Source organism: bacterium, assembly GCA_013360215.1.
Lineage (GTDB): Bacteria > CLD3 > CLD3 > SB21 > SB21 > JABWCP01.
In genome coordinates this window covers 224,502-239,574 of sequence record JABWCP010000005.1, presented here as the reverse complement: position 1 = coordinate 239,574, position 15,073 = coordinate 224,502, and the positions used below count along the sequence as shown (strand labels likewise).

Annotated in this window: 6 protein-coding genes; 5 read left to right on the top strand and 1 reads right to left on the bottom strand. The window is 45.1% G+C overall.

The features are described 5' to 3' along the window. The 3 genes from HUU58_05560 to HUU58_05550 all read left to right on the top strand — a co-directional run. A partial coding sequence (locus HUU58_05560; GenBank protein NUN45131.1) for a tandem-95 repeat protein occupies nucleotides 1-9,439 on the top strand: 9,439 nt, incomplete at its 5' end. Between the two features lie 22 nt (nucleotides 9,440-9,461). After that, a complete protein-coding gene (locus tag HUU58_05555; GenBank protein NUN45130.1) occupies nucleotides 9,462-10,049 on the top strand; it encodes a hypothetical protein in 588 nt (195 codons plus the stop codon). A 180-nt stretch (nucleotides 10,050-10,229) separates the two neighbouring features. Further along, the gene (locus HUU58_05550; GenBank protein NUN45129.1) at nucleotides 10,230-10,703 is read left to right on the top strand and encodes a hypothetical protein; all 474 of its coding nucleotides are present in this window, start codon (nucleotides 10,230-10,232) and stop codon (nucleotides 10,701-10,703) included. 99 nt (nucleotides 10,704-10,802) lie between these two features. Here the strand turns inward: HUU58_05550 and HUU58_05545 are convergent, their stop codons facing one another. Further along, nucleotides 10,803-11,135, bottom strand: a complete 333-nt coding sequence (locus HUU58_05545) for a translation initiation factor (GenBank protein ID NUN45128.1) — start codon at nucleotides 11,133-11,135, stop codon at nucleotides 10,803-10,805. 145 nt (nucleotides 11,136-11,280) lie between these two features. On the opposite strand from HUU58_05545, the gene HUU58_05540 reads away from it, so the two are divergent. Further along, the gene (locus tag HUU58_05540; protein NUN45127.1) at nucleotides 11,281-11,679 is read left to right on the top strand and encodes a response regulator; all 399 of its coding nucleotides are present in this window, start codon (nucleotides 11,281-11,283) and stop codon (nucleotides 11,677-11,679) included. Between the two features lie 12 nt (nucleotides 11,680-11,691). Beyond that, a complete protein-coding gene (locus tag HUU58_05535; protein NUN45126.1) occupies nucleotides 11,692-15,003 on the top strand; it encodes a hypothetical protein in 3,312 nt (1,103 codons plus the stop codon). The last annotated feature ends 70 nt before the right edge of the window (nucleotides 15,004-15,073 follow it).

The following is a 15,073-nucleotide window of genomic DNA, read 5'->3' as shown; positions in this document are numbered from 1 at the left end:
TACGATGAATCAGGGTGTATTGCGTGCTACGGATTCGACGATCAAGTTGTTGATTGGTAGCGGTCAGACGCTTACGCTCAATCCTACATCTACGCTTCGTTGGCAAAAGATCACGGTGGAGAATAATGGTACGATTAGCTATGGCGGTACGTCCAGTCTTATAATGGATTCCGGGACAGTTATCAACAACAATAATCTCTTTGATTGTATCAACACATCATCTCCCGCATTGGATCATATCAATGGAGCGCTTTCACGTTTGAATAACTACGGAATATTCCGTCGTTCGGTCAATGCAACCAACTTTACTGTGGATGCAGATATTTATTCATACAGCGGATCCACGGTTGACCTTCAAACTGGGGTAACGTATTTCTATCGTTCACTGATAACAACGGATGCGGATGTGACGATTGCCTCCGGAGCTACATTGTATTTCACCGGTACGACCGCTTCGTTGGATGCCAATTCATCAATCAGTGGTGCAGGAAATTTAACCATAGGCAGCGGAGCGGCTACGTTTACAGGAGACGTAAATATTAAAGGTGTTTCGTACTTTTTGACTTCGTCCAGCATGACATTTAATGCTTCTGCAGGAAAATCACTATCGCTCGGCGATAGCGTTTCGATAACCAGCGGCACGATAAACATCACGTCACCGCAAAACATCACTATGCGAAGCTTGCGTCAATCCGGCGGTACGATCAATTTGACTATGAACGATACACTGGTGATTGACACATTGATTCAAGTTAACGGTACGATCACCGGCAATTCTCCGGTACGTATAAAAGATTGGTTTAATTGGTCAGGAGGGACACAATCCGCAACGGATTCAACCGTGGCAACCATAATCCAGACGGCAGCCCTCTTTAACTCGGGTACTCGTACACTATCTAAACGAACGCTGATCAACCAAGGAACGATTTCATGGACATTGGGACATTGGGATAATAATACCGGTGCAATTATTCGTAATGAATCAGGCGCAATCATAGATGCGACCGCTGCAGGATACTATATCAATTATTTTGGTGCAGCGCCGGCGCCGAAGTTTATTAATAACGGGACATTTCGTGTGTCTTCCGGTAGTAGTTATGCCTACCTCAATGTTGATGCCGTAAATACAAACGCGTCCTATCAGATTCAATCGGGAACGTTGCAGGTATCCGCCAGTGCTACTAATGTCAATACGCCGTGGACTTTGAGTAATAGCCGTTTCGCCATCTATGCGGGCGGAACGCAAACGTGGGATGCAGCATCGTCAATCAGTGGAACGGGAACAGTACGGTTTACCAGTGGAACCTATACCATCAACGGACTCTATGATGTTTCAGACAGCACGGACGTCTCCGCTACGGTGTCATTTAACGGATCTGCACCGAGCTTCGGACCGTATCTCGGCATTTCAGGTAACGTAACCTTGAACACCAAAGACTCTTTGATCTTGTCGCGATTGACCATGACTAGCAATACGGCAACATTTAACACCAATGATTCGGTCATTGTGGATCGCATGGTTCAGTCAAGCGGTATCATAACGGGTAATTCTCCGATTCGTGTTAAAACGCGGTACGATTGGAGCGGCGGATATATTTATGGAAGCGATTCTAACGTAACATTTGTCAACAGCGGTACGGTGAATATAACCGTGAATACCCGTCAAGTTCAGAAACGAACATTTATCAATGATGGTACAATCAATTGGACCGCAGGACACTGGGATTGGGATTACGGTGCGATCTTCATCAATCGCCCTGGTGCATTGATCAATATCACCGGAGATTGGTATTGGAATAATTTTCCGAATGGCGGTTCTGATCCGATGATCTATAACTACGGGACTATTCACAAGTCGTCCGGTGCGGGCCAAACTACGATCAATGTTCCGCTGTACGATTCTTTGGCAACCTACAACGTAGCTTCTGGAACATTAGCAGTCCAGTCCAACCATACATCTAAAACAACAAATTTTAATTTATCCAATGGTGCACGGTATCGGATATACGGTGGTACTCAGTACATGGACACTTCAAATACGATCAATGGCTCCGGTATTTTGGATTTTAATGGCGGTACAGCACATGTCGCTTCACGGATTCCTTCTGTGGATAGTGTTACGATCTCCGGAGGAACAGTGTATTTTAATCAGCCGGATACGCTCCAGTTCAATGTACTTTCGATCACGAGTGGCGGCATCCTCAATGGTTTGGCTACAGTAAAAATAAATAATAGATTTGCTTTCTCCGGAGGCACTCTCTCCGGTACGGATTCCACAAATACGTTGATTATCGGATCAAGCGCTATTTTGAATGCATCTGGTTTGAGTTTTTTCAGCAAGCGTACTATTGATAATTACGGAACGTTAAACTGGACTTCGAGCGAATGGCGTGTTAGTAACGGGGCGGTATTCATCAATCGGCCGGGCGCTATTATTTTAACCAACTCAGGATCTAGCTATTGGCATCAAACGGGAAGTGTACCGCGCGTTGAAAACTACGGAACTATCCGTAAATCGGCGGGCGCAAATACGGAATGGAATGTTGCGACCAACCACTACAATGGTTCACGCGTTGAAATCAAACTCAACAAACTTCGTTTTGGCGGAGTTAATAACGCTACAGGTGCCGTGATTGACATTGATTCCGCAGCAACTTGGCAAATCGACGCAGCTAATCAGACATATGACAGTTCGTGTACGATACAAGGTAAAGGTGTGATTTTAGGTGATGCGTTTGGCGGAACGATACGACTGAGAGGCATAATAAATGTTACAGGGCCTACGATGATATTGTACGGCAGCACATATTATTTTGACGGACCGAATGGCCATATCATAAAATTACCGAAACGAATCATTATTGGACATACGTTTGCGGCTACGAATGTTTATTTTGACAGATCCGATACGGCCAAACTGGAAGAGGTTTGGATGCAGAACGGCAATTTCGGAGGCACCTCAATAATTCTAATTCAGGATACTCTTAAATTTACCAACAGCGCTATCGTGGGAACAGATTCAAGCCAGCAAATAATTATCGCTCCTACGGCGGCATTTTTATGGCTTGGGACTGGCAGTATTTCTAAAAGGACATTCAATAATTACGGAACGGCTATTTGGACAACACCTTGGGGACTTGACCAGAACGCAGTGTATAATAATATGCCGGGGGCTTTGACCGATTGGCCGCTGGATGGAAACACCAACTGGTTTGCCGGAACTTCGAATAATTTTAATAATTACGGAACACTTAGAAAGTCCGGTGGTACCGGTATATCAAGCTTCGAATATTACGTGAATAACTATGGTACAATCGAAGTTTGGTCGGGTACTTTGTTTTTTGGAACCAGCGGTACCCATGCCGGAGGTAGTTTTATACTTTCGCCGGGCTCAACGATTGACTTTGCCGGAGGAAATCACTCTTTTGACGCGTCGAGCAATATCACAGGGAGTGGTACCGTACTCATCAGTCCTACTAATTTTACGATGGACGGTGTATATAATATTACTGGCAATACTACGATCGGTGGAGGTACCGTCAATTTTGACAGCACATTCAGTACATCCAACAGGCTAACCATCACCGGCGGTACGGTTAATTTCAGAATGCCGTCCGGTCATCTCCTGAGTGTTGGAAATAGACTGAATGTTTCCGGCGGTACGGCAAATTTTATTACGACCGACTCCCTGAAAGTAGATACGCTGCTGGTTAATGGAACCGTCGGTGGAAATAACCCGTGGTTTGTTCGTCATTATTTGCAGTTGACAGGGACATTGAGTTCCAATACTCCTGCACAAACACTGACCTTGTCGCCGGCATCAGTCTTTGATTATAATAACGGAACTCTTTTTCGACGCATAGTCAACAACTACGGTACTGCCAACTGGAATAATCCTGTCATGTTTGACGCAGGAGCTGTGTATAACAACATGCCCGGTGCGACGACGACATTGGCAACCGATGTGAATTCTAACTGGATGTTTGCAGCTGCCAAACCGTATCTAAACAATTATGGGTTGCTGCGTAAATCCGGCGGCACGGGCATTTCGAGTTTTGAATATCAAATCAGTAATTACGGTACGTTACAAATTGATTCAGGGTTGACAATTTTGTGTTATGACAGTCTTGTTAACTTCAGCACCGGTATTATCACCGGCAAAGGCGTTCTTGATGTCGGTACGCGTTTTGATAATTACGGTACAATACGTCCCGGCGCTTCGCCCGGCAAACTACGTTTCACCGGAAATATCAATAATAAGAGTACGGCCGTTTATGATGCCGAGATTAGCGGAAAAAACGCTGGTCAATTTGATGAATTGCGCGCAAGCGGCAGCGCGACACTCGCGGGAACCGTAAATGTAAATTTACTTAATGGATTTTTGCCGGCGCTTGGCGACACGTTTAAAATCATGAATTATGCGAGTAAGTCCGGAGGTTTCGGAGCGATACAGGGACTGCGTACCGGCGGGCCATATGATTTTGTACCGATGTATAGAGACACGGCGCTTTTTCTTGTGACTGCAGATTCGTCCAATACACCTCCGGTAGCGACCAATGATATCGTGACGGCTTCAGAAGACGTCCCATCTACGCTTTCTGTTTTACGCAACGATACGGATACCAATGGTGACGCGCTTCGTATCGTCGAAATTCTCTCCGGATTCCCTTATCACGGAACCGTGGTAAATGGTAGTGGCGATACGACGATTATTTATACGTCCGCTTCGGAATATTCCGGTTCGGATAGTTTGCAGTATGTGATTGCTGACGGCCGCGGCGGTTTGGATACGGCGGCGGTAAAAATCACGGTTAACAGTGTTAATGATCGTCCTGACGCAAAAGATACAACAACGACGGTCACGCAATATAATGTCGTACGCATCAATGTGGTGGCAACAGCGACGGACGCCGAAAATCAAACACTCTCGGTGTCAGCGGTATCACGGCCTAAGTTTGGTGACGCACAGATTGATGGTACATCCTCCTCTGTTGTGTACATACCAAACATGTATTATACCGGCGTGGATAGTTTCAAGTTTTATGTCTCCGACGGATCATTGGCGGATTCTGCTACGATGTTTGTTGCAGTTACATCCGGCGATTCATTCCTTGTCACTTGGAGTAAATTTGACACCGATATGGAAAATTGGTCAACGGTCAACGATGTATCGGACTCCGCATACCGTTCGACAGGGGGAAATCCTGGTGGTTATTTTACGGCGACCGATGCCGTGACGGGCGCCTGGTGGTATTTTAACGCGCCTTCCAAATTTCTCGGCGACCTCAGTTCCGTTTACGATAAAACGCTGCGTTATGATATCAAACAAAGCCCTGCAGGAACGGACAATTCGCAACCCGATGTGATTTTAATCGGTAACGGTGTTCAGCTAAATTATGATTTCCCGGCTAATCCGCGTACTACATTCACGAGTTTTGGTTTGGTGTTCAACGAGACGGCAGGATGGAAAAAAACATCAGGGTCTGTTCCGACACAATCTGAATTGCAAAACGTATTGTCCAATGTTACCGCTCTGCGTATTCGTGGTGAATATGCAGCAGGGACGGATAGTGCCGGCTTGGATAATATTATTTTGGAAAAAGCGCAGAATAATAGCAATCCTGTTGTCGTCATGGATACCGAAGAAATTTCAGAAGAAAGCAGCATTACATCGGCTGTTCTTGATAATGATACCGACCCGGAAAACCATGTGCTCCATATCGCTTCGATTTCCCAACCGCGGCATGGCACGGCTACGATTAACTCGGGTAATCTGACGATCACGTACAAACCGGATTCCAATTTTGCCGGTGTAGATACCGTGATGTATTATGCGGCGGATAATTACGGCGGCCAGTCCTTCGGTTATCTGCAAATCACGGTAAATAATATCAACGATGCACCGACCATTCTGTCGGCGGTGCGTGACACGGCGTACAATGAAGACTTCGGCAAAGTTTATGTGGCTCGCTTATTGGATATTTTCGGTGACGTGGACAATGGACTCACGTTCGGTGGAAGTACGATCGCATCCGGTGCGACACCTTACATTTCCAATGACAGTCTCTACCTCTTAAGCGTTGCTTCGTTTAATGGTATCGCAACGATCGAACTTACGGCGAACGACGGTGAATATACGATCCGTGATACTTTTAGTGTGGATGTCACAATGCAAAATGATGCGCCGTATGTCGCATCCGCGATCAGAGATACGTCCCTAGCAGAGGATTTTGGGCGAATTTTTTATGTCAATCTATCCGACCATTTTGCGGATGTAGAGTCTGACTCGTTGAGCTATATGATAACGGCCATCGCCACAGGTGTAACCGCTCACATACAGCATGATTCGTTATATGTGATGAGTGTTAAAGATTTTCATACCGCGACGGCCACACTCAGCATTACAGCGAGCGACGGACAGTACTCTGTATCCGATACGTTTGATGTAAATGTAACGCCGGTCAATGATCCGCTCGTGCAAACGACAGCGCTCAATAACCAAACGTTGGTGGAAAATTTTGACAAAACGGCTTTAGGTTATTTACCGAACTATTTTTCCGATCCGGATGATGCGGCGCTTTCATACACCGTGTCCGTAGTGAGCGGTAATGTTGTTACCTATATTTCCGGTGACACGCTGTATGCCGAAAGCGTAGCCGGATTCCTCGGTGATGCGTTTTTGCGGATCACGGCTTCCGATACCCAATATACTCTTGTAGATACGTTGACAGTTTCCGTTGTCCCATTCAACTATACACCCACTGTGATGCAGTCGTTACGCGATACGACGTGGAGCGAGGATATCGGAAAAACTTTTATCGCGGAGCTCAATTCGCACTTCACAGATGTCGAATCTTCGACGCTTATTTATAGTAGTCAAGTTATCGCCGGTAGCGGGACAACGACAATCACCAATGATAGCCTGTATCTGCAAAGTGCAAAAGATTTTTACGGTAATATTCTTCTTCGCCTAATAGCCTCTGACGGTGCGCTATCGGTCAGCGATACGTTGGCTGTAGAGATAACCAATGTAAATGATGCGCCGCAACGCATCGCGCATATAGCGGACATCACTAAAACGGTGGATTTTGGAAAATCATATGTCGAAAAAAGTTCGAACGTGTTTAACGATGCGGACAATGATGCGCTTACGATGACAGCGACCGCTTTGCAAGCGGGTGTCAATACGGAAGTTTCCGGTGACAGTCTTTATATTATCAGTGTTGGTGGTTTTGTGGGTAATGTGGGAATTCTTGTAACAGCACATGACGCGGAATATTCGGTGACAGATACATTTTATGTCACCGTCAATCCGGAAAACTTCCAGCCTACGCTTGTTCAAAGTTTGCGCGATACCACATTCACTGAGGATTTCGCCAAAACGCAGATGTATCGATTGAATGACTTTTTCAATGATGTGGATGATGTTAATCTGAGTTATTCATCCCATATCCTTTCTTCCGGCGTTTCTGCGATCATCGCACAAGATTCGCTATATCTTAGCGGAGTGGCCGATTTTAACGGAACAGCCGTCGTGCGTATCCAGGCGCAAGATAGTTACGGAAACAGCGTCGCCGACACGATCAATGTGATCGTTACACCGGTCAATGATGCGCCGAACCGGACCAATCAGATCGCAGACAGGGATTTAGCACAGGATTTCGGTAAAACCTACGCAGATAAGTTATCGGCAGTTTTCAATGACATAGATAATGGAACGCTCAATTATGCCGTTTCGACGCTCAATGCCGGAGTCAACGGTCTGATTCAAAACGATACGCTGTATCTTATCAGTACAAATGGTTTTACAGGTGCGTCCACGTTACGTGTCACGGCATCTGACGGCGAATATACGGTTGCCGATACCTTGATCGTCAATGTGTTTTCTACCAATCATTCGCCTGTACTTGCCCAGATGCTGCGCGATACTACACTCAATGAAGATTTTGGGCGCATACGCCATAGTGTTTTGACGCAGTTCTTTACGGATTCGGATCTTGATGCGTTGACCTTTACGGCGACGGCGGAAGCTGGCGTTTCAACTTCCATACAAAATGATACACTGTACCTTACAAGTACTTCCCAATTTAGCGGTACGCCAAAGGTTATTGTATCGGTCTCGGATGGCTTGGTAGCGATTTCGGATACGTTTACCGTCACAATTAATCCTGTTAACGATGCGCCGTCGGCGTTTACTTTAGTCACGCCTTTAAATAATGGCCTGCTTACAGCGCTTCGTCCTGCTTTTGTTTGGCGCAAAGCTATAGATCAGGATGGTGATGTGCTGTCATACACGATAGAGGTATCCACGAATAATACATTTGCTTCTGCAGTGATCAATGCTTCGACGTCCGATACGAGCTACACACCGGCATCCGATCTGGACAGCGCACAGTCGTATTTCTGGCGCATCACGGCGCATGATGGCCATGGCGGGAACACGGTGTCCAACGTTCAAAGTTTTACGGTAGATGCCAAGCGCCCAGTGCTTAGTCTTTGGTTCAATCAAGGCCCGATTTTGAAATCATACATTGATTTACAGGTTTATTCCAGCGAAGTGCTCTCCGGAACCGTGCAAGCGCAAGTAACGATGAAAAACACAGCAAATACGGTTACGGATAATCGTACCGTATCACTCCAGCGTGTGGGCGTGGGTACGCTTTATACCGGTAAGTATCAAATGAATACGGAAGGCAGCCTTGCTGTAGCTATTAACGCACAAGATGCGGCCGGCAATACGCGTTCGGTTCAGCGAATTTATCAGGTTGCTGCAGTTTCAAAATCACACACACTGGCGCTGAAATCAACTTCGGTTTTTCTTTCGTCTAATGGGCGGATGAAGTCGTCCGATGGATTTATCCTCATGGGTGAAAATACGGAAGAGGAATTAAACGAAATATTGGTAAGCACGTCTGTAAGTATCCACGGTACGACAGAAATAAGTGATGTATTAAACTTAGTGATCCGACTTGATAAAGAGATGTTCGCAGAGGCATCCGTTCAATCGCAATTTGATAAGCGACAAATCGGTATCTACCGAAAAACCGATATGGGATATGAATACGTAGGCGGTCAGTCGGACGGATACGAAGTGCGTGCAAAGGTCGCTCACTATGGTACGTACGTCGCGCTGTATCGCGCAGGGCATGTCGTTGTGCCGGATCGTCTGGAACTCGCGCAAAATTATCCCAATCCGTTTAATCCGTCCACGACGATTGAGTTTGGCCTTACGGAAAATGGAAACGTTAAAATCGCGGTGTACAATCTTTTAGGTCAACTCGTCAAAACACTGGTGGACGAAAAACGCGAAGCCGGTTATCATAAGATCGTATGGGATGGCCGTAACGCGGCAGGTCAGCTTTCAGCCAGCGGTGTGTATATTTACCGTCTTGAAACAAAAAGCGGATTGGTCACACGTAAAATGATGTTGATCAAATAAGAAAAAACAGGAGATATCATATATGAAACGTTCAAAATTATTCATGGGGCTCGTTGCCGGTGCCTTAATATTTAATGCTTGTGGTCCTGCCGAAGCGGATCCCGATGCGATCGAGAAAGCATGGACTCTGTACGAGGAAGGAAATGTTTCGGAAGCGAAAATTATTTTCGCCGAACAATCCGCCATAGGCAATGCCGAAGCGTTTGTAGGTTTGGGTTGGTGTGCGATAGATGAAAATCAGGCGGCGACAGCACATACATATTTTCAGAACGTCAGCGGTGACAGCTTAAGCGATGCGTATGCGGGTTGGTGCGCTGTGAGTTGGTCGCTTGAGGATTATCCATCCGCTATAATGTATGCGCAGTTTGTGCTTCGTCATGATAATGCCTATACATTTTCACATAAATCATCCGTTACGCATAGCGATCTGATTTGGTATCAGGCGTCTTCATATTTGCATGCGTCAAATTATTCGCAATGCTATGCCAAAATTCGTGAATTGGAGCCGAATTATACGACGGATATCAACGCCGTCAATATCGCCGACGTGCTTTCAGATAAATTAGAATCTCTTTCGGCGGAGGTTATGGCGCGACGATGGTTATACTAATCTATGTGTTTGCTATACTAAATTTTTTTAACGCCGGGATGCCTTATGGTGCTCGGCGCTTCTTTTTAACTGAGCTATCTTCGCTTTCCTGACCCTCATCATACTACGCGACAGAGTTTGTTTGTATTTTACATTGCCGGTTATATCGGCTGATTATTAACTATTAGTTTTGAGGTGGTTATGACACTCGAAGCTTTGTTGGAAGATGAGCGTTCTGAAATCATCGAAGAGGCTGTGGCCGCGATGGAACGAGCGCATTTATCGCATTACCGTCAGGCCGGGGCGGTGGTGTCGCGTCAAAGATTGGAAGATCTTTATGATCTGATTGCCGACGCGGCACACTCCAAAAACCTGACGCGCCTCACGGATCACATTGAAATCATAGCCGGTGAGCGCTTCCAGTCGGGTTATGATCTTCATGAAACGCAAACGGCGATCAATGTGCTGGAGGAAGCATTATGGCAGAGAATCATCGGGAAGATTAATCCGGCTATCCTTGGACATGCGCTGGGTGTGGTCAGTACTATATTAGGCGCCGCCAAAGACCGACTGGGTCAGACTTATGTGGCACTGGCTAGCAATCGCCGCGCTCCCTCACTCAATTTGCAGGCGTTGTTTGTCGGTAGTGAAGGCAATCCGGTTTCACACAATTGACCGCAGGCTTTAAAATGACGAAAATGTTTTTCAGTGAACAGTGATACAAACGTACGCCATAACAAAATTATGATATAAAACAGTTATTTCGATTAAATGTCACCCACCGCTGCGTTTGATTTTATAACCTAATTTAGTCATTTCTTTTTCGATTTTGTCGCGATGATCGCCCTGAATTTCGATAAGACGATCTTTAGCTGTGCCACCGCTTGCGCATAAATTTTTCAGACGCTTGGCAAGCTGTGCTATGTCATCCGCGGATTCTGTGAATCCCTCTAATACGGTAACACTTTTACCTGCGCGTTGTTTTCGATCAAGATACATCTTAAGGAAGTAATTTTTTTCGCGTGGTGAAGAACTTTCTTCTTGCGGCTCATTATCAGTATAGTTAGGGTCAGTAGAATACACGATTTTTGAATTTTTATCTTTCATGGGCATTAATGTTCTTGAGACTTCCTTTTGTTTTGATTAGATTGTTCGCGTTTCACTATAAAAAAATCCATAAACGCTGCCTCTTTTAAAGCCTGTCTGATACCGATAATTAATTCATTAATATATTATTCAAACGGAGTGTCTCATGTCTGTGAAGCCCTGTATTTTGTGTCTTGACGATGACGCCGAAATTCTTAAATCACTCAAACTGTTGTTTGAAAATGATTACGAAGTTCTGACGACCACAAGCCCCTTTCAAGCGCTGGGCCTTTTGAAAACGCATAAAGTCAATCTCATCATCAGTGACCATCGCATGCCGGAAATGAACGGCCTGGAGTTTTTCCAAAAAATTAAAGAAGAGCATGGCGATAAGCAATACTATAAGATCATCTATTCCGGTTATTCCGAAATGGAAAAAGACATGATCAAAATGATTGCATCCAAGGTTATCAACGAGTTTCTTACCAAGTCTTGTCCCACTAAACTTCTGTATAAAACGATTGCCTCCGGAGTCGAAAAATCTAAAACCATGGTTAACTTGTAAAGGCTTCCCCACATGATTCGTCGGTTTTTTATTGGTACGGTGCTGTTTTGGTTGTCAGCTCTGCACGCACAGCAAAACATTACGTTTGAGACACTTTCGATAGAGCAGGGTTTGTCGCAAACCGTAGTATATAGCATCGTACAAGATAGCCGGGGTTTTTTATGGTTTGGTACACAAGATGGTCTGAATCGTTACGACGGTTACAACTTTACCGTTTACAAAAACAACCATTTGGATACGGCGTCACTCTCGGATAACCGAATTCTCAAGGTTTTCAAAGATCGCAGCGGTTTATTATGGATCGGTACGGCCGACGGAGGATTGTGTCGTTTTGATCGTGATAAAGAATCATTTGTCATATATCGTCATGACTCTAAAAATTCGAACTCCATCAACAGCAATCGTGTAAACTTCATCGCTGAAGATACGTCCGGTAATTTGTGGTTGGCTACATCCGGCGGTTTGGATATGCTTGATAAAACCACGGGCGTATTTACCCATCAGGATAAGTCAACACCCATCGGCAAAGCGTTACCCTCGCGCCAAGTAAATGCGATGCTTTTTGACACCAAAGGTCGAATTTGGATAGGAACGAATAAGGGTTTGATAGCGCACGAATTGGCGACAGGAAAAACAGTAAAATTTGAATACGGGATCGGAACAGGAAAAATCATTCACGAAAACATATTAAGCCTTTGCGAGGACCATGGTGGAATGATTTGGATTGGCACGGCAGAAGGGCTTAATATGTATGACCCGGCTACCGATCGTTTTGTGACGTTTACGAATAATCCTTCCGATCCGGCAAGTCTTTCCCATAACATGGTATGGTCGGTCTTTGAGGATCATGCGGGTGTGATCTGGGTAGGTACCCAAAGCGGGCTTAATCGCTACGACCGCGAAGAAAAACGATTTATGCGTTTTGTCAATGATCCGACCGACAAAAGCAGTATTAGTCACAGCTATGTCAATACGATTTTTGAAGATAATGCCCAGCGTCTTTGGTTTGGCACCTATGGCGGTGGTGTGTCCCGGTTTGATCCGCATCAGCAAAAATTTTCCCTCTACGTGAGCGATGCTAAGAATAAAACATCCTTAAGCAATAATGTAGTTTGGTCGTTTTATGAGGATGTCAAAAAACAAATATGGGTTGCAACCGAATACGGACTCAATCAATTAGATCCCGTAAAAAATACGTTTAATAACTATTTTGCGGATGCGTCACTCAAAAATAATGCGGATAACAGCTATAACTGTCTTCTGGAAGACAGCAAAGGTAATTTATGGGTTGGAAGTTACGGCAGCGGTTTGCGTCGTTTTGATCGCGCAAGCGGCCGGTTTGTCGCGTCTTATAAACATTCCGTAGATCCCGCGTCGCTGATCGAAAATCGAATCATTACATTACTCGAAGATCGCGACGGGCATATATGGGTAGGTACGATGAATGGTCTCGATCTGTTTGATCCGCAAAAAAACGGTTTTATTCATTATCAAAACAATCCTGATGATCCGGCTTCTTTACGTAATAACGTGGCCAAAGTGCTTTATCAGGATCGGAGCGGTGCATTGTGGGTGGGTACCCAAGGCGGTTTGAGTGTGCGTTTGCCGGGTGAAACGGCGTTTCGTCACTATTTGCATGATCCGCGCAATCTGTCTACTATCAGTCATAATAATATCCGCGCCATTACGGAAGACACGTCAGGTACGCTATGGATAGGAACGACCGGCGGGCTCAATCGTTTTGATCGCATACAATCTACGTTTCAGCACTATACTACAAAAGAAGGGTTACCCAGCGATATTATCTACGGATTGCTTTGTGATGCTAAAAATCGTCTTTGGATAAGCGGGAATAAAGGGCTTACACGCTTTATACCGTCTGATGCATCGGGTTCATCCGGGGTGTTTCGTGTGTATGATGTCAGTGACGGGTTACAAAGTAACGAATTTAGAAACGGTTCGGCGTATAAAGCGCAAAACGGAGAAATGTATTTTGGAGGTATCCGGGGTTTTAACCGGTTTCATCCCGACAGCGTAAGCGATAATCCCAATATTCCTAACGTGGTTCTGACGCAGTTCAAAATTTTCGAAAAACCGGTAGCGTTGGGCAAGGATATCAATGATCTTCCGGTCGTTGAGCTTTCGTATAAACAGAATTTTTTCTCATTTGAGTTTGCCGCACTCAACTATACCAGTTCTGAAAAAAATCAATATGCGTACCGTCTCGAAGGATTTGATAACGGATGGGTTAATATCGGTACCGAGCGCAAAGCTAATTATACCAATGTCGATCCCGGTACATATGTTTTTCGCGTCAAAGGGTCGAACAACGATCTGGTGTGGAATGAAAAAGGCGTTGAACTTAAAATTGTTATTCAGCCTCCGTTCTGGCAGACGTGGTGGTTTCGTATCGCGGCCTTAGCGCTGTTGATTTTTTCAGCGGTGACGTGGTACAAACAGCGTATGCGGAGGTTGCTGCATCAGAAGCAGCTTTTAGAAAAACAAGTAGCTGACCGCACATCGCAACTTCGCCAAAAAACCGAACAGCTTGAAACAACGCTGGAAGATCTGCAAAAAACGCAGTCCCAACTTGTTCAAGCCGAAAAAATGTCATCCCTAGGTCAGATGGTGGCCGGTATTGCACATGAAGTCAATACGCCGCGGGCAACGGTGGATCATTATGTGTTTATTTTGTATCGCAAATTGCAAGATGCGGTTCAATCTCAAAATCCGAATGATATGCGTGCGGCTCTTGAAAATATACAAGAAGAGATTGTGCCGCCGATCGAACTGGCTACCGAGCGTATCGGTGAAATCGTAGAAGGTCTGCTCAATTTTGCCCGAGCCGATCACAAAGATTACCGTATGTCCGATGTGCACAAACTGATCAATAGTGCTTTGGTTATCGCTAAAAACCAATACAAAGGCCGGATTGAAATCATAAAAAACTATGGCGAAATACCTCAGATCGAGTGTTTTCCCGGTCAACTCAATCAGGTTTTTATGAATACGATCGTCAATGCCGTACAAGCGACACCAGGCCAGGGTACGATCACGATAACGACAGAAATGGCGGATGAAAAAAATATTCGTGTGCGCATCAAAGATACGGGCATGGGAATGAGCGAAGAAGTGAAGAAAAAAATATTTGATCCGTTTTTTACGACGAAACCCGTCGGTCAAGGCACAGGGCTGGGTCTTGCGTTAGCCTATGAGATTGTGGGTAAACACAACGGAAAAATCGATGTGGACACCAGTCCCGGTAAAGGTACCGAATTTATTTTCACACTTCCTATCGAACAACCTAAAAAAGAAAACGTTTAGTCTTTTCCCGCATGAAAAAATCATTGGGTAAATAAGGATTTCGTTATACCCTCTTTTCTCAAAACGCGAC